The organism is Streptomyces sp. NPDC098789, from assembly GCF_044759975.1.
In the GTDB taxonomy this organism is placed as follows: Bacteria; Actinomycetota; Actinomycetes; order Streptomycetales; family Streptomycetaceae; genus Streptomyces.
This window is the reverse complement of the sequence record NZ_JBIWAJ010000024.1, coordinates 77,453-97,636: the sequence shown is the minus strand read 5'-3', so window position 1 is coordinate 97,636 and position 20,184 is coordinate 77,453. Positions and strand designations below refer to the sequence as shown.

Sequence of the window (20,184 nt, the reverse complement as noted above, 5' to 3'; positions counted from 1 at the left end):
CCCGGGGCGGCCCGCCAGGGCCGTTGTCCCCTGCGGGGCTCCTGGGGCTCCGCCCGGACCCGCGCCTCAAACGCCGGCGGGGCTGGATTGGCTCCGCCGGGCCCGGGCCAGGTCCGCTGGGCGCGGATCAGACCCGGGCCCGCCGGCGCAGCCGGGCGAGTCCCGGCCGGGCCGCCAGTGCCAGCAGTGCCAGCACCGCCGGGGCGGCGAGGGCCAGGCCCGCCGTGAGGCCCGGGGGGCGGAAGGTGCAGGCCACGGTGGTGCGCTCCGGGGTCACCGGGACCGCGACCAGACCGAGCCGGGCCCCCGCCGGCCGCCCGTCGCAGCTCCAGCCCGCGATCGCCGGGACCGACAGCACCGCGGTGCCGGAGCTACCGGCGGGCAGGGTGGCCCGTACCGTGTGGGCGCCCACCGTCACCGAGACCGCCCCGGTGTCCCGCAGGGCCCGGGCCGCCGCGTCCAACAGCGGCCGGTCCAGGCAGGCCAGGGTCCAGGCGCCCGGCGCGCCCCCGTCGAAGACCAGCGCCGAGGAGGCGCCCCGGGAGGTGCCGAGCGGCTGCACGGCGGCGCGGTTGCGCGGGGCGTTCCCGTTCAGCCGGAAGGGTGCGCCGTCGGCGAGGTGGGCGGTGGCGTTGTAGGCGGGCGCCCACAGGAAGGCGTCGGTGCCCGCCCGGCAGACCCCGGGCGCCACCGGATCCTCGTACACCCGCGCCCCGAGCAGGAGTTCCTGGTTCCGGAAGGGCGAGGGCCCGAAGGCGGGCGGCGGGCCGGCCGGGCGGAGCGTCACCAGCGGGGGCACCACCGCAGCGCGCCCCACCGTCCCGTCCGGCCGCAGCCGGGCGCCCACCGCGAAGACGGCGTCCGTCACCGGGCTGTCGAGGCTCTGCACGCTGCGCCCCCGCGAGGTCCAACCGGCGCCGAGGGCCGCCATCGTGCGCGTGAGGACGTCCGGGGTGTGGCTGCTGTAGTAGGAGCCGCCCTCCCCGCCGAGCAGCAGCGGGTCGTTGCCGGTCAGCGCGGGCCGCCCCGGGTCCGTGCGGTACGCCGGCCAGCCGTCGGCGGCGGCGAGCGCCCGGGCGCGCGCGGTGTGCGCGGCGCCCCAGGACGGGTAGTCGTCGAGGCCGCCGAGCGTGCCCTTGTGCCCCCACGCGGTGGTCGCCGCCGCCTGGACCAGCAGGGTGAGCACGAGCAGCGCGCCCGGCAGCGGCCCGAACCGGCGCGGCCGGGCGCCGACGAGCCACCAGGCGACGCCCGCCGCCGCGATCCCGGCCGCGCCGAGCCCGAGGGCCACCGCGGGGGCCAGCGCACTGTCGGCCGCGGCGAGCAGCAGCGCCAGCAGCAGGCCGGCGCCGCCGACCAGCGCGCGCGGGCCCGGGCGCCCCGCGGCCAGCGCCGTCCAGGCGGCCATCACCAGGATCCCGGCCAGCACGAAGGTCTGCCGGTACGGGCTGCCGTTGGGGGTGGCGAAGACGTGCCAGGCCAGATGGGTGGGCGTCCACTGGAAGGAGAGCAGCACCCCGACCACCAGCGCGCTCCACCACCAGCGCTCCCGCCGCGGCACCCCCCGGTGCAGCGGCAGCGCGGCGGCCAGCAGCAGGGTCGTACTGCTCACGAAGAGGGCGGGCGAGGAGAAGCTGTAGGTCGCGGGCAGCAGCCGGGCGAAGACGTCCGTCCAGGGCGCGGGCGCGAACTGCCGGGTCCACCCCGGGTAGGCCTGCCGGGAGCTGAGGAAGAGCGGCGCCAGCACCGGCAGGGCCAGGGCGAGCCCCAGGGCGGTGCTCCCGGCCGCGCGCGCCGCGACGCGCGCGCGGGCCCGTACGCCCTCGCGGGTCAGCGCCAGCCGCACCAGCAGCACCAGGGCCGCGCCGAGCGTGGCCATGTAGGCGGTGTAGAAGTTCGCCGTCCAGCACAGGGCGACGACCAGCGGGGCGGCGACCGGGCGACGCCCGCGCAGCGCCCATTCACCCGTCAGACACAGGAGCGGAAAGGCGATCAGGCCGTCCAACCACATGGTGTTGTAGGAGGCCTCGATGACCGACCAGCCGCACAGCGCGTACGAGGCCCCCAGCAGCCCGGCCGCCCACCACGGGCCGCGCCGCTGCGTGCGCAGCAGCCAGGCCATGGCCGCCGCGGCGACCGCCGTCTTCAGCACCGAGACGACGTAGACGGCGAGGTCGATGTCCGCGCGCGGGAAGAGGGCCACCAGCGGGGCGAAGGGGCTGCTCAGGTAGGTCCCGTAGTCGGGCAGGAAGGAGGTGCCGAAGCCGGAGCGCCAGTTGAGGAGCAGGTCCCCGGCGGCCCGCCCGTGCAGCAGGTCCCACAGCTGGGCGTGGAAGGGGACGAACTGGTTGCCCAGGTCATTGACGCTGCGGTGGCGCGGACCGTAGGGGAAGACGCGGGCGACGGCGTCCCCCGCACAGACGGCCGCCGTGGCGAGCAGTCCCGCCAGGGCCGCGCCGGCCAGGCTGCGGGAGCGCGGGGAGCGTGGTGTCGGCATGGTGGGCCGACCTTCGCAGCGACGGAAGACCGCGGGGTGGCCGAGGAGTGAACGTGCACCCCAACACCCTTGGAATCGTTGGTCGAAGCGGTAGCTGGGACGCCCCGGACTGCATACTATCGATCACCGCAAGGCCCTTGTGCACCAAAGCACAATCCAGCCCCGGCCCGGGAGGCTCCTTTGCACCGTCGCACAGCGCTCTCCGTATCCGCCGCCCTGCTCGTGGCGGCCCCCCTCCTGTCCGCCTGCTCCTCGGCCGAGGTCCGCCCCGGCACGGCGGCCGTGGTCGGCGGCGAACGGATCACCACCGCAGCGCTCCAGGCGCAGGTCAAGGACGTCCGAACGGCCCAGGGCCGCGCCGAGCAGTCGGCCCAGCTGATCGAGGCCAGCGCCGGCCTGGAGCGGGTCAAGCTCGGCAAGATGATCCAGCTCCGCGTCCTGGAGAAGGCCGCCGCCGACGCCGGACTGTCGGTCAGCGTCAAGGACGTCGAGGACGTCCGCAAGGCGCAGATCGCCCAGGCCAAGGGCGCGGCCCAGCTGGAGCAGGCGGCCCTCCAGGCCCGCGTGCCGCTCGCGCCCGACCAGATCGACGGCGAGTTCCGCTTCCAGCTGCTCCTCGGCAAGCTCAGCGACCGCTTCGGCGAGGACAAGGTGCTCGTCCCGCTCGCCGCCGCCGCCAAGGAGCTGCACATCGAGGTGAACCCGCGCTACGGGGCCTGGGACGTCAAGCAGATCGCCATCGGGGACGCCCAGACCCCGTGGGTGAACCAGCGGACCCGGTCCGAGCAGGCCCCCGCAGGAGCCTGAGCCGCCACCGGAGGTAGGTTCGGAGCGTGAACGACGACCACGCTCCCGCCGCCCCCACCGGCCGCATCGTCCTGCTGACCGCCAGCCACCGGGTCGCGCCCGGCCTGCTGTCCTGGTCCGCCTGGCAGACCCTGCACGCCGCGGACCGGGTGCTGTGCGCCGACCCCGGGCACCCGCAGCTGCCGTACCTGCGCGAGGCGGGCGTCGAGGTCGAGACGGCGGTGCCCGACGCCCACGCGCTGGTCGAGGCGTGCGCCGGGGGCCGCACCGTGGTGGTCCTGCCCGGCGGCGAGGGCGACCAGCGGCTCACCGACGGACTGGCCCGCCTCGCCGGCTCGGGCCGCGTCTCCATGCCCGACCTCGAACTGCTGCCCGGCTCCTACGACCTGCCCGGCGCCCGGCTGCTCGACCTGGTCCAGGTCATGGACCAGGTCCGACGCGCCTGCCCCTGGACCTCCCGCCAGACGCACGAGGGCCTGGCGAAGTACGGCATCGAGGAGGCGTACGAGCTCGTCGAGGCCATCGAGGACGGCGACCGCGACGCGCTGCGGGAGGAGCTGGGCGACGTACTCCTCCAGGTCGTCTTCCACGCGCGCATCGCGGAAGAAGGGGGAGCGGGGGAGGACGAGGAGCCCTTCTCCATCGACGACGTGGCCGGGAGCCTGGTCGAGAAGCTGATCCACCGGCACCCGCACGTCTTCGGCGACGAGGTCGCGCGCACCCCCGACGAGGTCCAGGAGATCTGGCAGCGCACCAAGGCCGTCGAGAAGCAGCGGGAATCGGTGACCGACGGGGTTCCGGTGGGCCAGCCCGGGCTGGCGCTCGCGGCGAAGCTCGCCGGCCGGGTCCGCGCGGGCGGCCTGGACGTGCCGCTGCCGGGCGGCGAGGGCATCGGCTACGAACTGCTGGCGCTGGCCGCGCGCGCCGAGGCGGCGGGCACCGACCCCGAGACCGCGCTGCGCGCGGCGGCCCGGGCCTACCGGGACGCGATCCGCGCGGCCGAGGGGGTCCGTCCCCTGTAGGGGGTCCGTCCCCTATAGAAGGGGAGGCCGTGTGCGAGGGTGGGCCACCACAGATCTCAGGGGGCGGTCCGGTGCGTGCTCGTCATGCCGCGAAAGCGGTGGTCATCGCGGTGATTCTCGGTACGGCGGCGTGTGCGCCGGGACCGTCGGCGGGTGCGGGTGCGGGTGCGGGTGCGGGGTCGGCCGTGACGCCGGGCGCGTCCTCGCCGGCCGTTTCCCCGTCCGCGGCGGCCGCCGCGGGGCCGCTGCACGGGCGGCTGCGCGACGGCCTGCTGACGCGGGACCGGCTCCCGAAGGGCTTCCTGTTGAACACGGCGCAGGTCCAGGCCGCGACGACCGGCGCACCCCACGGCCCCGCCTCCACCGTGCCGATCGCCTCGATGCCCTGCTCCGAGCTCGGGGTCGAGTCCTTCATGACGCGGCACGCCCCGCCGCTGGAGGACGTGGCGGTCGGTGTGGAGCTGGAGCTGCCCGAGATCACCGGCACCGAGGACGAGGTGGACGAGGGCTGGTTCGGCCAGGAGTCGCTCGACCGGTACGCGCCGGGCGGGGCGGCGGCCGTCATGAGCGCCATCCGCGACGCGGTGGCGCGCTGTCCTTCTTATAAGGACACCTACGTCGGCGGCGACACGGGGGAGACGACCGTGTCCCTGGCGAAGACGGACGCGCCGGGGGACGAGGGGCTGGTGCTGCGGACGAGGTCCACCATGACCGGCCTGGCCGACCCCTTCCTCGGCGAGACGGGCTTCGTCCGCCAGGGCGACGTGATCCTCATGGTGCAGAAGGCGAGCGCGCAGAAGCCGCGCGTCGCCATGGAGGCCGTCCTCGTGCCCGCCGCGGCGGCCTACCGCGCGGCCGCCGGGGGCTGAGACCTCAACGGCGCGGGGCCCGGCCGCCGGGATCGTGCCAGTGCGGGTCGGGCCGGTTCAGGAACCACTCGCCGAAGCCGATCGGCCGCTCGTGGCCGGGGCCGGAGACGGCGGGCACCGCGTCGTGCAGGATCCGGCCCGGGGCGGCGCCGAGGTCCGCCAGCAGGGCGGCGGTCTCCGTGACGAACTGCGGCGGCCCGCTCAGGTAGACGTCCTGGTCGGGCCAGAGCCCGCGGTTGCCCAGCGCGGTCGCGAGCCGCGCGGTGGCCTCGATGCGGGGGCGCCCCGGCGCGGGCGTGATGTAGGTGACGGCGAGCCAGCGGTGCCGCGCGGCGTGGGCGTCGATCAGCGGCCGGTCGTAGAGGTGCGCCCCGTCGCGCGCGACCACGAAGAGCCGTACGTCGTGCTCGGGCGGCCGGGCCCGCGCCCGCGCCATCAGCTCCTCCAGCATGGCGCGCACGGGAGCCCAGCCGGTCCCGGCCGCGATGAAGGTGGCGGGCCGGTCCGCCGGGCGCAGGCTGACCCGACCGCCCGCGGCGCCGAGCCGCACCACCTCGCCGGGCGCGACGTCCCGGACCAGCGCGGTGCTCAGGCGGCCGCCCTCGATCCGGCTGACGTGCAGGTCGAGGGTGTGGTCGGCGCGGGGCGCGTTGCCGAGGGAGTAGGTGCGCCAGGTGGTCGGCACCCGGGCGCTGCTCACGCTGACGTACTGGCCCGGGAGATAGGGGAGCGGTAGGTGCGGCCGCAGCGTCAGCACGCCGATGTCCGCGCCGTAGCGCAGGTGGCGCACCACCTCCGCCTCCCACCACGGCGGGTCCTGGCTCGTGGCGGCGCCCGCGAGCATCACGTCGGCTATCGCCCGGTAGGCCTCGCTCCACGCCTTCTCGACGACCGGGGTCCAGGCGGAGCCGCCGGCCTCGGCGAGCGCGGCGAGCAGGCTGGCGCCGACCGCGTCGTAGTGCTCGGGGCCCGCGAGGAACTTGCGGTGGTCGCGGCCGAGGTCGCGGAGATAGGGGACGAGGTCCTCGTCGTCGATGTGCGCGATGACGTGGGTGAGCGCGGCGAAGAGCCGGTCGCGCTGGCGTTCCATGTCCCGTGGGTCGGCCGGGAAGAGCGCGCGGATGTCCGGGTTGTGCCAGAACAGGTGGGTGTAGAAGTACTTGACCGCGTGTTCGGCCCGTCGTTCCACCACGGCGAAGCTGCTCTTCAAGATCCTCACATCCACAAGAGCGACAGTAGGAGTGGCTGCGAAGGCCGGGTCAAGGGAAGGGTGATCTACGGCCAGCCGCGGAAAACCAGTCATATGGGATGACCGACGAGGGGCGGGGTACGGTCGCCTGGTGCACCAGCAGACCCCCGCGCAGCCTCCCGCCCAGACCCCCGCCGAGCCGTCCGCCGGCCCCGCCGAGCCGTCCGCCGCCCCCGCGGGCGGCTGTCCCGTCGGCGGCGCCGCCGCCCCCTCCGCCGGCCCCGAACTCTTCACCTGGGAGTTCGCGACCGACCCCTACCCGGCCTACGCCTGGCTGCGCGAGCACGCGCCCGTGCACCGCACCACGCTCCCCAGCGGCGTCGAGGCCTGGTTGGTCACCCGGTACGCGGACGCCCGCCAGGCCCTCGCCGACCAGCGGCTGAGCAAGAACCCGGTGCACCACGCCGAACCCGGCAAGACGGGCATTCCGGGAGAGCGCAGCGCGGGCCTGATGACCCACCTGCTGAACATCGACCCGCCGGACCACACCCGGCTGCGCCGCCTGGTGTCGAAGGCGTTCACCCCGCGCAGGGTCGCCGAGTTCGCCCCCAGGGTGCAGGAGTTGACCGACCACCTGATCGACGCCTTCGCGCAGAAGGGGGAGGCCGACCTCATCCACGAGTTCGCCTTCCCGCTCCCCATCTACGCCATCTGCGAGCTGCTCGGCGTACCGCGCGAGGACCAGGACGACTTCCGCGACTGGGCCGGGATGATGATCCGGCACGGCGGCGGGCCGCGCGGCGGGGTCGCCCGTTCCGTGAAGAAGATCCGCGCGTATCTCGGGGAGCTGATCCACCGCAAGCGCGACGATCTGGGCGACGACCTCATCTCGGACCTGATCCGGGCGAGCGACCACGGGGACCACCTGACGGAGGCCGAGGCCACCGCCATGTGCTTCGTGCTCCTCTTCGCGGGGTTCGAGACCACCATCAACCTGATCGGCAACGGCACCTACGCGCTGTTCCGCAACCCCGATCAGCGCGCGCTCCTCCAGGAATCCCTCGCCGCCGGTGACCGCGCCCTGCTGGAGACCGGGATCGAGGAGCTGCTGCGCTACGACGGTCCCGTGGAGCTGGCGACGTGGCGCTACGCGACCGTCGCGCTGACCCTGGGCGGCCAGGACATCCCGGCGGGCGATCCGGTGCTCGTCGTGCTCGCGGCGGCCGACCGCGACCCCGCGCGGTTCGACGATCCGGACGTCTTGGACCTCTCGCGGAGCGACAACCAGCACCTCGGATACGGACACGGCATCCATTACTGCATCGGCGCTCCGCTGGCCCGGTTGGAGGGTCAGACGGCCCTCGCGACTTTGCTGACGCGTCTGCCGGATCTGGAACTCGCCGTTCCCCCCGAGGAGCTGCGCTGGCGCGGCGGACTGATCATGCGTGGCCTGCGCACGCTTCCCGTCAGGTTCACAACCCCAAACGTTCCGGAAGCGGAATGACCCGTCCCGGGCGCCCCAGCTGACCCATCGTCAACTCTGTGACCTTGACGTGATCTGCGCATCATCGACTTGTGACAAGCGTTCGAACCGGGCTAGGTTCGCGTCGCCCCCGCCGCCACGCGAAAGGTCCACCCTCATGCGTTCCGGGAACGGCCGCCACAGACGCCCCCGTCAGGTCCCCGCACTTGTCGTCACCGCCGGAGTCGCAGGCTCCGCACTCGCCCTACCGCTGTTCGCCGCCTCCGGCGCGAGCGCGGCCGAGACCACCACCTGGGACTCGGTGGCCGAGTGCGAGAGCGGTGGGACCTGGAGCGCCGACTTCGGCAGCGGGTCCTACGGCGGACTCCAGCTCACCCTGGACCAGTGGAAGAACGCGGGCGGGCTGGAGTTCGCGGCGCGCCCCGACCTGGCCAGCCGCTCGCAGCAGATCACCATCGCCGAGCGGGTGCTCGCCGCGCAGGGGCCGACGGCCTGGCCGCTCTGCGGTGAGTCCTCCGGTCTCACCCGCGGCGGCCCGGCCGCCACGGTCGACCCGGGGACTCCCGGACGTTCCGGTTCCGTCGCGCCGACCCCCGTGCGACCCGAGGGATCCGCGCCCGGCTCGCTCGCCGGCGCGCCGGCCCCGGCGGCCACGCCGACCTCGACCGGGCACATCCCGGGAGCCACCGCCGCGCCCGGCGCGCCCGGTGACTTCGCGTCGATGCCGCAGTCCCCGCTGACGTCCGTACTGCCCGTCATGCCGGACCCGGCTCCGGTTTCCGGCGGCCCGGGTGCCCCGACGGGGTCGACCGGCACGCCCACCCCGTCCGTGCCCGGCGGTTCGACGGCCCCCACCGGTCCGACGACGTCCCCGTCCAACACCGCGGTGCCCACGGCCCCGACGCCCTCCACGACCCCGTCGACCGCCGGCTCGGCCGCCGTTCCGCAGGGCGAAACGGCCGGAGCCGGTGGAAAGCACCGCGGAACGCCCGCCGCAGAGGCGCCCGTCGGCTCCGGCGCCGCGTCCGCGCCGTCGTACACGGTGAAGGCCGGCGACAATCTGACGGACATTGCGAAGGCCGAAGGAGTCGAGGGTGGCTGGAATGCCCTTTACACGGCCAATCAGCAGGTCATCGGGCATGACGCCGACCTGATCACTCCCGGGCAGAATCTCGATCTAAGCCAGAAATAGGGGCACTTCGGGCGCGAAGATCGCCAGGTATGTCCCTTTCGTGCAAATGAGACATGCATCTCTTCCGTTCAACTGGCGTGTCCTGTTCGGTGACTGCCCCAAACCCCGCTCCCACCTGGGCAAACACCCGCCCCGAGAGCGCAAGTAGGGGCCGTTTCTCCCCGATGTCCCTCGTTGAACATCGGGGAGAGACCTGTCTACCTTCTGAATCGCTCGCCACCGCGGGCTCCTTCGACCGCATCGCCGAATCCTGCCGGCGGACGGAGGGAACACGTCGCGCAAGCGCCGAAGGCAGGAGCGGGGGAACCAAGGTAAGTGCCGGAACCGGCCATTGAGAGATGGTCACGGAACCGGCTTGGGGTTAAGCCGCGCACCTCGGTGCGCGACCGGGCAACTCATCCGCCCGAACCCGACAGCTCACTTCGCAGGCGTCGGTGAGGAGAAAACCATGCTGCTTTCCGGCAAGGGCAAGCACCGTCGCGCCTCCAAGGCCACCCGTGTCGTCACCCTCGTCGGTGTCGCCGGTGTCGCCGTGGCGGCTCCGCTGATGACCGCCGGCGCCGCGAGCGCCGCGACCGCCTCCCAGTGGGACGCCGTCGCCGCGTGCGAGTCCGGTGGCAACTGGTCCATCAACACGGGCAACGGCTACTACGGCGGCGTGCAGTTCTCGTCCTCCACGTGGGCCGCGTACGGCGGCAAGGCGTACGCCTCGCAGGCGAACCAGGCCACCAAGGCGCAGCAGATAGCCATCGCCGAGAAGGTCCTCAAGGGCCAGGGCAAGGGCGCGTGGCCGTCCTGTGGCGTGGGCCTGTCGAACTCCGCCTACAACGGCGGCTCGGCCGAGACCCCCAAGCAGACCAAGCCGGAGAAGAAGGTCGAGAAGAAGGCCGAGCCGAAGCAGGAGACCAAGCGCCCCGAGGCCCCGGTCACCCGCTCCGAGCGCGCCGAGACCCCGGCCCCCACCAAGGCCGCTCCGTCGACCCAGGCCCCCAAGACGGGTACCGGCTCGTACGAGATCAAGTCGGGTGACACCCTCGGCACCATCGCCCAGGCGAACGGCGTCAAGGGCGGCTGGCAGAAGCTGCACGAGCTGAACAAGGACACCGTCCCGGACGCCGACCTGATCTTCCCGGGTCAGAAGCTGAAGCTCAGCTGAATCCTGCGGTGACACCGCGCCGCAACACCGCGCGGTACCACTGCCTGTGACCCTGCGCGGTACGTCCGCGCGGACTTCGCGGTACGCATAATTCGCCATCGCCCGACGCGTCTCCCCCCACGCGCCGGGCGGTGGCGTTCGTGCAGGCGGGGACGATCCTTCGGCATTCCGCCGACCCTTCCGTATGTCCCGTAAGAGGGGTATTCAGACCCTTTTTCGTCCCACGGAGCGGTTGCTCGGCTGGCCGAGTGCCCAGAGCCGGTTAGGCTCTAGGCGGCAAGGCCATCCCACGGCCTGACACGCCACCGCACACCCAGCGTCACATCCCAGAAGGAGATGCTCGTGCCGTCCATCGACGTCGTCGTAGCCCGGGAAATCCTGGACTCCCGAGGCAATCCCACGGTCGAGGTCGAGGTTGGCCTCGACGACGGCAGCACCGGCCGTGCTGCAGTTCCGTCCGGCGCCTCCACCGGTGCATTCGAGGCCATCGAGCTTCGTGACGGTGACCCCAACCGCTACCTCGGCAAGGGCGTCGAGAAGGCCGTCCTCGCCGTGATCGAGCAGATCGGCCCGGAGCTCGTCGGCTACGACGCCACCGAGCAGCGCCTGATCGACCAGGCCATGTTCGACCTGGACGGCACCGACAACAAGGGCTCCCTGGGCGCCAACGCGATCCTCGGCGTCTCCCTGGCCGTGGCCCACGCCGCGTCCGAGGCCTCGGACCTCCCGCTCTTCCGCTACCTCGGCGGCCCGAACGCGCACCTGCTGCCCGTTCCGATGATGAACATCCTCAACGGTGGGTCGCACGCCGACTCCAACGTCGACATCCAGGAGTTCATGATCGCGCCGATCGGCGCGGAGTCCTTCTCCGAGGCCCTGCGCTGGGGCGCCGAGGTCTACCACACCCTCAAGAAGGTCCTGCACACCAAGGGCCTCTCCACGGGTCTGGGCGACGAGGGCGGCTTCGCCCCGAACCTGGAGTCCAACCGCGCCGCGCTCGACCTCATCGTCGAGGCCATCAAGCAGGCCGGCTACGTCCCGGGCAAGGACATCGCGCTGGCGCTCGACGTCGCCGCGTCCGAGTTCTACAAGGACGGCAAGTACGAGTTCGAGGGCCAGTCCCGCTCGGCCGCCGAGATGACCGAGTACTACGAGGAGCTCGTCTCCGCGTACCCGATGGTCTCCATCGAGGACCCGCTGTACGAGGACGACTGGGCCGGCTGGAAGGTCCTCACGGACAAGCTGGGCGCCAAGGTCCAGATCGTCGGCGACGACCTCTTCGTCACCAACCCGGAGCGCCTCGCCCGCGGCATCGAAGAGGGCTCGGCGAACGCCCTGCTCGTGAAGGTGAACCAGATCGGTTCGCTGACCGAGACCCTGGACGCCGTCGAGATGGCCCAGCGCAACGGCTTCAAGTGCATGATGTCGCACCGCTCCGGCGAGACCGAGGACGTCACCATCGCCGACCTCGCGGTCGCCGTGAACTGCGGCCAGATCAAGACCGGCGCCCCGGCCCGCTCGGACCGCGTCGCCAAGTACAACCAGCTGCTGCGCATCGAGGAGATCCTCGACGACGCCGCCGTGTACGCGGGCCGCTCCGCCTTCCCGCGCTTCAAGGGCTGATCACTTCACCTTCGGCTTCCGCGGGGTTCATCCCCGCGGGGCCCGACAGCCTCCGTACGTCCCCGCGCTCGGTCCCGTACCGTGTGCGGGGACGTATTGCTGTGTGCGGGTACAGGGGAGGCGGAGTCAATGGCCGGGAACCGGGATCGGTTCTCCACCTTCTCGACCGCGACCAGGCTCAAGCAGCTGGGCGAGCGGACCGCGGCCCACGTGTACCGCTCGCAGTCACGGCGCCAGGTCCGGCGCAGCAGGCTGACCGGCCGGGCCGCGCTGCTGGTGCTCGTCCTCTGTACGCTGGTCGTCGCCCTCGCCTATCCGATGCGCCAGTACGTCTCCCAGCGCTCGGAGATCTCGGACCAGCAGCAGGCCGCCGACCGGGCGCGCAAGCGGCTGGACGAACTCCGCGACGAGAAGGCCCGCTGGCAGGACCGCGCGTACGCGGAGCAGCAGGCGCGCAGGCACCTGCACTACGTGCGCCCCGGGGAGATCGGCTTCACCATGGTCGACTCGGAGGCCGCGGAGCACCGCCGCACCGGTACGGCGACGGCCGACCGGCCCTGGTACTCGAACGTCTGGGACGGCATCGACAAGGCCGACCGGCCCGCCGACTGACGTTCACCGACCGACCTCTCAACTGAAAGACGCATCCCAGGCATGCAGACGCCCCCGCCCCAGACCGCACGGATCGAGCCGACGGACACGGACATCGTCGCGTTCGAGCAGCAGCTCGGCCGCCCGCCGCGCGGACTGCGCGCCATCGCGCACCGCTGTCCCTGCGGGCAGCCCGACGTGGTCGAGACCGCCCCGCGACTGCCCGACGGCACGCCGTTCCCCACGCTGTACTACTTGACCTGCCCGAAGGCCGCCGGTGCCATCGGCACGCTGGAGGCCAACGGCGTGATGAAGGAGATGCAGGCCCGGCTCGCCACCGACCCGGAGCTGGCCGCGGCCTACCGGGCCGCGCACGAGGACTACATCACCCGGCGCGACGCCATCGAGGTGCTGGAGGGCTTCCCGAGCGCGGGCGGCATGCCCGACCGGGTCAAGTGCCTGCACGTGCTGGTGGGCCACTCGCTGGCCGCGGGCCCCGGTGTGAACCCGTTCGGCGACGAGGCCCTGGCGATGCTGCCCGAGTGGTGGGCCAAGGGCGCCTGCGTCACCCCGTGCGCGGAGAAGGCGGACGCGTGACGCGCGTCGCGGGCATCGACTGCGGTACCAACTCCATCCGCCTGCTGGTCGCGGACTGCGACCCGGAGACCGGCGAGCTGATCGAGCTGGACCGGCGGATGATCGTCGTCCGGCTCGGCCAGGGCGTGGACCGGACCGGCCGGCTGGCGCCGGAGGCCCTGGAGCGCACCTTCGCGGCCTGCCGCGAGTACGCCGCCGTGATCGAGGAGCTGGGCGCTGAACGGATCCGCTTCGTGGCCACCTCGGCCTCGCGCGACGCGGAGAACCGGGACGAGTTCGTCCGGGGCGTCGTGGACATCCTGGGAGTGGAGCCCGAGGTGATCAGCGGTGACCAGGAGGCGGAGTTCTCCTTCACCGGCGCCACCAAGGAGCTGACGGGCCGCGACGACCTCGCGAAGCCGTACCTCGTCGTGGACATCGGCGGCGGCTCGACCGAGTTCGTGGTCGGCGAGGAGCACGTGCGCGCCGCGCGCTCCGTCGACGTGGGCTGCGTCCGGATGACCGAGCGCCACCTGGTCGTCGACGGGGTCGTCACCGACCCGCCGACCGAGGCGCAGGTCGCCGCCGTACGGGCCGACATCGAGGCCGCGCTGGACCTGGCGGCCGAGACGGTGCCGCTGGGCGAGGCGCGCACCCTGGTCGGCCTGGCCGGCTCGGTGACCACGGTCGCTGGCATCGCCCTGGGCCTGGCGGAGTACGACTCCGCCGCGATCCACCACAGCCGCATCTCCTACGAGGCGGTCCGCGAGGTCAGCGAGCGCATGCTCACCCTGACGCACGCGGAGCGCGCCTCGATCGGCGTGATGCACCCGGGCCGCGTCGACGTCATCGGCGCGGGCGCCCTGATCCTCCGCGCGATCATGGAGCGCACCGGCGCCAAGGAGGTCGTCGTCTCCGAACACGACATCCTGGACGGCATCGCCTGGAGCGCGGCCCGCTCGCTGGCGTGATGTCCCGCCCACACCGGCGGACCTGACCGACTCCGCTCTCTGTCCGACTCCGCTCCCTGTCCGTGGCCCCGGCCCGGGCGGGGAGCGGCCGTACGCGGGGTCAGCCGTGTACACGCGGACAGCAGTGCTGGTCCGGGGGCTGGAAGGCCCTCTTCGGGGGGCGAAAGTCCCGTCGTCCACATGAAGTTCGTGAAGTTCTTCACAAGGAAAAGAAGGCCGATGGGCTCATCGGGGGCCCTTTGGATGGCATTTCGAGGCCGACGGGCCTGTTTCGTGAGGGTGTTCGTCTGAATCGTGGACGGTCCCGGGGGTGGTCCGTAGGTATCCACGAGAGGCGTGGTCTACCCCGTCGATAGGCCGGAGTGCCAGTTCAGAGCGGGTGGACAACGACTCCCGCGGCGCGGTGGTTCCCCCTTCGCGACATGACCTCCGTCACGTGGGCCGCGCAGTGTAACAGAGGGGTCCTAGCACCTTGTGAAGGGGCTCACGAGCGTCCCCCCTTCGGGTGCTGGATACTCGTTCCATGAGCACCACGGAGCGTCCCAGGATCCTCGTTGTAGGCGGTGGGTACGTAGGCCTGTATGCAGCCAAGCGCATTCTGAAGAAGATGCGCTACGGCGAGGCGACCGTCACGGTCGTCGACCCGCGCTCGTACATGACCTACCAGCCCTTCCTCCCCGAAGTGGCCGCAGGCAGCATCTCGCCTCGGCACGTCGTCGTCCCGCTGCGACGCGTGCTGCCCAAGGCTGAGGTTCTCACCGGCCGGGTCACCAGCATCGACCAGGACCGCAAGGTCGCCGTCGTCACGCCGCTGGTCGGCGAGGCGTACGAGCTGCCCTTCGACTACCTGGTGATCGCGCTCGGCGCCGTTTCCCGCACCTTCCCGATCCCCGGCCTGGCCGAACAGGGCATCGGTATGAAGGGCGTGGAAGAGGGCATCGGTCTGCGCAATCACGTCCTCGAACAGCTCGACAAGGCCGAGTCCACGACGGACGAGGACGTCCGCCGCAAGGCCCTCACCTTCGTCTTCGTCGGCGGCGGCTTCGCCGGCGCGGAGACCATAGGCGAGGTCGAGGACATGGCCCGCGACGCCGCGAAGTACTACTCCACGATCAAGCGCGAGGACATGCGCTTCATCCTGGTGGACGCGGCCGACAAGATCCTTCCCGAGGTCGGGCCCAAGCTCGGCACCTGGGGCAAGGAGCACCTCGAGTCGCGCGGCATCGAGATCTACCTGAACACGTCCATGGACTCCTGCGTGGACGGCCACGTGGTGCTGAAGAACGGCCTCGAGGTCGACTCCAACACCCTCGTGTGGACCGCGGGCGTCAAGCCCAACCCGGTGCTGGCCCGCTACGGCCTGCCGCTGGGCCCGCGCGGCCACGTCGACGCCGGCGCCGACCTCCAGGTCACCGGCACCGACTACATCTGGGCCGCGGGCGACAACGCCCAGGTCCCGGACATGGCGTCCCGCAAGGCCGGCGTCGAGAACGCCTGGTGCCCGCCGAACGCCCAGCACGCGCTGCGCCAGTCCAAGGTCCTCGCGGACAACGTCATCTCGGGCATGCGGGGCTTCCCGCAGGGCGAGTACTCGCACTCCAACAAGGGTGCGGTGGCGGGCCTCGGCCTCCACAAGGGCGTCGCGATGATCGTCATGGGCGGCATGAAGATCAAGCTCAAGGGCCGGCTCGCCTGGTACATGCACCGTGGCTACCACGGCATGGCCATGCCGACCTGGAACCGCAAGATCCGCGTCTTCGCCGACTGGACCCTCGCGATGTTCCTCAAGCGCGAGGTCGTCTCCCTCGGTGCGCTGGAGACCCCGCGCGAGGAGTTCTACGAGGCCGCCAAGCCGGCCCCGGCTCCGGCCGCCGTGACGGCTCCCGCCGCCGAGAAGGCCAAGGCTTCCTGACCCGGGCCTGACCGGAAACATCCCAGTACGACCCCGAAGGGGCCTCCCGCCATCCGTGGTGCGGGCGGCCCCTTCGGTGCGTCCGGCCCGCCCCACGGCGTGTCGCGGCCCGCTTACCCGCTGTGCGCGGTGGGTAGAGGCAAAGGTCGGAGCCTTACTGGAGGTGTGTGCCATGACCGACGCCGCGCCGCGGCTGGCCGCTCTTGCCGAGACCCTGCTGGGTGTCCCCCTGCCCGTCCGGATCCGCGCCTGGGACGGCAGCGAGGCTGGTCCGCCCGACGGCCCGGGGCGCGGCCCCGGGCCCGTTCTCGTCCTGCACCACCGGCGGGCCCTGCGCCGGATGCTGTGGAAACCGGGCGAAGTCGGCCTGGCCCGGGCCTGGGTCTCCGGGGACCTGACCGTCGAGGGCGATCTCTACGACCTGCTCGACCGGGTGTCGGGGCTGCTCTGGCAGCGCGACCCCGACCCGGGCGCCGGCCTGCCCGCCGGCCGCGTCCGCGGGGCGCTGGCCGCGGCCTCCGGGGCGCTGGGGACCGTACGCGACGGGGCCGCCCGGGCCGCGCTGCGGGAGCTGATCGCGCTCGCCGGGCCGCTGCCCCCGCCCGCGCCGCCGGGCGAGGAGGTCCCCCGCCGCGGCGGCGCCCGGCACACCCGGGTCCGCGACCGGCGGGCCGTCAGCCACCACTACGACGTCGGCAACGACTTCTACGCCCTCGTGCTCGGCCCCTCCATGGTCTACTCCTGCGCCTACTGGAGCCCCGGGGGAGACCTGGAGGGGGCCCAGCGCGACAAGCTCGGCCTGGTCTGCCGCAAGCTCGCCCTGCGCCCCGGCGACCGGCTGCTCGACGTGGGCTGCGGCTGGGGCTCGATGGCCCTGCACGCGGCGCGGGAGTACGGCGTCCGGGTCACCGGCATCACGCTCTCGCGCGAGCAGGCCGCCTTCGCCCGCAAGCGGATCGCGGAGGAGGGCCTGACCGACCGGATCGAGATCCGGGTCCAGGACTACCGGGACGTCACGGACGGGCCGTACGACGCGATCTCCTCCATCGGGATGGCCGAACACGTCGGCTCCGCCCGCTACCGCGAGTACGCCGGTGACCTGTACGCCCTGCTGCGTCCCGGCGGGCGGCTGCTGAACCACCAGATCGCGCGGCGCCCCGAGCCCGACGCGGCGCGGGAGGCGGCGTACCGGATCGATCCCTTCATCGACGCGTACGTCTTCCCCGACGGGGAGCTGTCCCCGATCGCCGTCACCGTGGGCGAGTTGGAGCGGGCGGGCTTCGAGGTCCGCGACGTCGAGGCGCTGCGCGAGCACTACGCGCTGACCCTGCGGGCCTGGGTCGGCCGGCTGGAGGAGAACTGGGAACGGGCGGTCCGGCTCACCTCGCCCGGCCGGGCGCGGGTCTGGCTGCTGTACATGGCCGCCTCCGCGCTGGGCTTCGAGCAGAACCGGCTCGGGGTGAACCAGGTGCTGGCCGTGCGCACCCCCGGGGACGGGAGCGCCGGGTTGGCGCGGCGCACCCGGGAGTGGCGCGAGTAGCGCGCGCGACGTCCGTGGCACCCGTGGCACCCGTGGCACCCACGGCACCCGTGGCACCCACGGCACCCATGGCGAAGGGCCCCGCGACCTGGTGGTCGCGGGGCCCTTCGCCGTGTCCCTGTCCCTGTCCCTGCCGGGAGCGGAGCCGGGCTACTCGGTCTTGATGGCGGTCAGCATGTTCAGCCGGGCCGCGCTGCGCGCCGGCCACATGGCGGCCAGGACGCCGACCACACCGGCGAGCAGGAGGAAGATGCCGATCCGGTCCCAGGGCAGGACCAGCGCGTAGCCGGGGATCGTGTCGCTGAGCGTCGTACCGACCGCCCAGGCGAGGAAGATGCCGATGGCGACGCCGAGGATCGCGCCGAAGAGCGAGATCACGACGGCCTCCAGGCGGATCATGTTCTTGACCCGGCCGCGGTCCAGGCCGATCGCCCGCAGCATGCCGATCTCCTGGACCCGCTCGAAGACGGACATCGCCAGGGTGTTGACGACGCCGAGCACCGAGATGATCAGCGCCATGCCGAGCAGGCCGTACATGATGTTCAGGGCGATGTTGATCATGCCGCCCAGTTCGTCGCGCATGTCCTGCTGGGTGGCGACGGTCATCGCCGGGTTCTTGCCGAGCGCGTCGACGACGGCCTGCTCGCCCGCCGCGGTGGCGCCGGCGGTGGTGTTGACGTACACCCAGCGGATGTACTGCTCCTCGCCGGAGGGGCTCAGCAGCTTGGAGTCGACCAGGTACGGCGAGACCAGCTCGTCGAGGTTCTTGTAGACCGCGCCGACCTTCAGCGGGCTCTTGCGGCCGTCGGCGAACTGCGCGTCCAGGGTGGAGCCGACCGAGAGCTTCTGCTTCTTGGCCTCCTTCTCCGAGACCGCGACCTCGCCCTTGCCGAGGCTGCCCAGCGAGCCGCTGGTGACCTGGACGTTCAGCAGGTCGGCGATGGTCGCCGGGTTGACGCCGGAGGCGGACCGGAAGTCGCCCTTGACCTGGAAGGAGCTCTCCGCGACCGCGGAGACCTCCTTGACGCCCTTCGCCTTGGCCAGGGTCTCGGGCACCGACACGTCCAGGCCGCCGCCGCGCACGCCCTCGGACATGGAGACCCGGTAGTCGGCCTTGATGTTGTCGGTGCTCAGCCGGTCGATGGCCTTGCCCATGGTGATGCCGAGCACCGAGAGGGTGGTGACCAGGGTCAGGCCGATGGCCAGGGAGGCCGCGGTGACGGCGGTGCGGCGCGGGTTGCGCAGGGCGTTCTGCGCGGCCAGCTTGCCGGGGACCCCGAAGATCTTCTGGAGCGGCGGGCGGAGCGCGCCGATGACCGGCCGCGAGAGCAGCGGGAGCAGCACGATCAGGCCGATGAGGAGGAAGAACGCGCCCGCGGCGATGGTCATCCGGCCGTCGCCGCCGCCGGTCGAGACGCCGAGGAGGGTGCCGCCGACGCCGAGGCCGCCGAGGATGCAACCGAAGACGTTGCGCAGCACCAGGGACTTGGAGCTGGCGGGCAGGTGGGCGCTGCCCATGGCGGCGACCGGGGCGATCCGGCCGGTGCGCCAGGCGGGCAGCATGGCGGCGACCACGGTGACGACGACGCCGATGACCAGGGCCCAGACGATGGTGCCCGGGGCGATGACGAGGTCGCCGCCCGGCAGCTTCGCGCCGAAGGAGTTCATCGCGGAGCGCATGCCGATCGCCAGGCCGATGCCCGTGACCAGGCCGATCACGGCGGAGAGGAGACCGACGACGAGGGCTTCGGCGAGCACCGAGCGCATCACCTGGCCGCGGGCGGCGCCGACGGCGCGCAGCAGGGCCAGTTCCTTGGTGCGCTGGCTGACCAGCATGGTGAAGGTGTTGTAGATGAGGAAGACGCCGACGAAGAGGGAGATGCCCGCGAAGGCCAGCAGCATGTTGCTCATGCCGCCCAGCTGCGTCTGGATGTCCTTGGCCTGCTCCGCGGCGAGCGCGGTGCCGGTCTTGGCGTGGGCGTTCTTGTCGAGCAGCGGCTTGATGTCGGCGAGCAGCTTGTCGGCGGAGGTGCCGGGCTGCGCGGCGATGGTCAGGTCCTGGTAGAAGCCGGGCTTGAGGAACATCTCCTGCGCGACGGGGGTGGTGAACAGGACCAGGCTGCCGCCCGCCTTGACCGCGCCGTCCTCGGTGGTGAAGACGCCGCTGAGGGTGTACTCCTTCACCGGGCCCTTGGTCGCGACGCGGACCTTGTCGCCCACCTTGTAGTTGCCGGCGGCGGCGCTGTCCTTGTCGAGGGCGATCTGGTCGGCCTTGGTGGGGCCGGCGCCGTCGACGAAGGCGGAGCGCGGGTCCTTGCCGTCCTTGCCGGGGGCGAAGTTGGAGCCCGCGTTCGACCAGCCCTGGCCGATCAGCTTGCCCTTCTCGTCGCCGATGCCGGCGAAGCCGGTGACGCGGCCGGTGACCGAGGCGACGCCGCCCGTCGCGGCGACCTTGTCGAGGGTGGCCTGGCCGATGCCGGGGTCGCCCTGCTTCTGGCCGTCGTCGTCGCGGGTCTGGCCGTAGGAGCTGACCGAGACGGCGACGCCGTCGTAGCTCTTCGCGGACTGGCTGCTCAGGGACTTCTTGAGGGTGTCGGTGAAGACGAGGGTGCCGGAGACGAACGCGACGCCGAGGGTGACGGCGAGCACCGTCATCAACAGCCTGGCCTTGTGCGCGAGGACATTGCGCAGGGCGGTACGGAACATGGGTATGTCAGTCCTGGTGCTGGAAGTCTGGGAGGTGGCTTCGTGGGGCC

Annotated in this window: 15 protein-coding genes and 1 riboswitch; of the genes, 12 read left to right on the top strand and 3 right to left on the bottom strand. The window is 72.4% G+C overall.

Features of this window, described 5'->3' with window-relative positions; all coding sequences use genetic code 11:
• Positions 1-127 precede the first annotated feature (127 nt).
• Complete coding sequence (locus ACIQWR_RS35285) at positions 128-2,497, bottom strand: YfhO family protein (protein WP_404018293.1); 2,370 nt, start codon at positions 2,495-2,497, stop codon at positions 128-130.
• Between the two features lie 180 nt (positions 2,498-2,677).
• On the opposite strand from ACIQWR_RS35285, the gene ACIQWR_RS35280 reads away from it, so the two are divergent.
• The 3 genes from ACIQWR_RS35280 to ACIQWR_RS35270 all read left to right on the top strand — a co-directional run bounded on the left by ACIQWR_RS35280 (position 2,678) and on the right by ACIQWR_RS35270 (position 5,195).
• Positions 2,678-3,304, top strand: coding sequence for a SurA N-terminal domain-containing protein (locus tag ACIQWR_RS35280; protein ID WP_404018290.1), 627 nt, complete (start codon positions 2,678-2,680; stop codon positions 3,302-3,304).
• A gap of 26 nt (positions 3,305-3,330) precedes the next feature.
• Positions 3,331-4,326: a nucleoside triphosphate pyrophosphohydrolase gene (locus ACIQWR_RS35275; protein ID WP_404018287.1), complete on the top strand. Its 996-nt coding sequence runs from the start codon at positions 3,331-3,333 to the stop codon at positions 4,324-4,326.
• A 185-nt stretch (positions 4,327-4,511) separates the two neighbouring features.
• Positions 4,512-5,195: a hypothetical protein gene (locus tag ACIQWR_RS35270; protein ID WP_404018284.1), complete on the top strand. Its 684-nt coding sequence runs from the start codon at positions 4,512-4,514 to the stop codon at positions 5,193-5,195.
• 4 nt (positions 5,196-5,199) lie between these two features.
• Here ACIQWR_RS35270 and ACIQWR_RS35265 read toward each other — a convergent pair whose 3' ends face one another.
• Positions 5,200-6,414: a globin domain-containing protein gene (locus ACIQWR_RS35265; RefSeq protein WP_404018281.1), complete on the bottom strand. Its 1,215-nt coding sequence runs from the start codon at positions 6,412-6,414 to the stop codon at positions 5,200-5,202.
• 121 nt (positions 6,415-6,535) lie between these two features.
• Between ACIQWR_RS35265 and ACIQWR_RS35260 the strand changes: the two genes are divergently transcribed.
• From ACIQWR_RS35260 to ACIQWR_RS35220, 9 genes are all read left to right on the top strand, one after another.
• Positions 6,536-7,888: a cytochrome P450 gene (locus tag ACIQWR_RS35260; RefSeq protein WP_404018278.1), complete on the top strand. Its 1,353-nt coding sequence runs from the start codon at positions 6,536-6,538 to the stop codon at positions 7,886-7,888.
• A gap of 136 nt (positions 7,889-8,024) precedes the next feature.
• Positions 8,025-9,059, top strand: a complete 1,035-nt coding sequence (locus tag ACIQWR_RS35255; protein ID WP_404018275.1) for a transglycosylase family protein — start codon at positions 8,025-8,027, stop codon at positions 9,057-9,059.
• 273 nt (positions 9,060-9,332) lie between these two features.
• A riboswitch (cyclic di-AMP (ydaO/yuaA leader) is annotated at positions 9,333-9,505 on the top strand.
• 2 nt (positions 9,506-9,507) lie between these two features.
• Positions 9,508-10,215, top strand: a complete 708-nt coding sequence (locus ACIQWR_RS35250; RefSeq protein ID WP_404018272.1) for a transglycosylase family protein — start codon at positions 9,508-9,510, stop codon at positions 10,213-10,215.
• Between the two features lie 336 nt (positions 10,216-10,551).
• Positions 10,552-11,838, top strand: a complete 1,287-nt coding sequence (gene eno / locus ACIQWR_RS35245; RefSeq protein ID WP_354382948.1) for a phosphopyruvate hydratase — start codon at positions 10,552-10,554, stop codon at positions 11,836-11,838.
• Positions 11,839-11,967: 129 nt separating this feature from the next.
• Positions 11,968-12,450, top strand: coding sequence for a septum formation initiator family protein (locus ACIQWR_RS35240; RefSeq protein WP_330330810.1), 483 nt, complete (start codon positions 11,968-11,970; stop codon positions 12,448-12,450).
• A gap of 42 nt (positions 12,451-12,492) precedes the next feature.
• The gene (locus ACIQWR_RS35235; protein WP_404018269.1) at positions 12,493-13,026 is read left to right on the top strand and encodes a DUF501 domain-containing protein; all 534 of its coding nucleotides are present in this window, start codon (positions 12,493-12,495) and stop codon (positions 13,024-13,026) included.
• Entirely contained in the window at positions 13,023-13,976 is a 954-nt protein-coding gene (locus tag ACIQWR_RS35230) for an exopolyphosphatase (RefSeq protein ID WP_404018266.1), read from the top strand. Before ACIQWR_RS35235 ends, ACIQWR_RS35230 begins: the two co-directional genes overlap by 4 nt.
• 523 nt (positions 13,977-14,499) lie before the next feature.
• Positions 14,500-15,888 (top strand): NAD(P)/FAD-dependent oxidoreductase, encoded by a 1,389-nt coding sequence (locus ACIQWR_RS35225; RefSeq protein WP_354382944.1) that lies wholly within the window; start codon positions 14,500-14,502, stop codon positions 15,886-15,888.
• Between the two features lie 172 nt (positions 15,889-16,060).
• A complete protein-coding gene (locus ACIQWR_RS35220) occupies positions 16,061-17,428 on the top strand; it encodes a class I SAM-dependent methyltransferase (protein ID WP_404018262.1) in 1,368 nt (455 codons plus the stop codon).
• A gap of 150 nt (positions 17,429-17,578) precedes the next feature.
• Here the strand turns inward: ACIQWR_RS35220 and ACIQWR_RS35215 are convergent, their stop codons facing one another.
• Positions 17,579-20,134, bottom strand: coding sequence for an ABC transporter permease (locus ACIQWR_RS35215; RefSeq protein WP_404018259.1), 2,556 nt, complete (start codon positions 20,132-20,134; stop codon positions 17,579-17,581).
• Positions 20,135-20,184 lie beyond the last annotated feature (50 nt).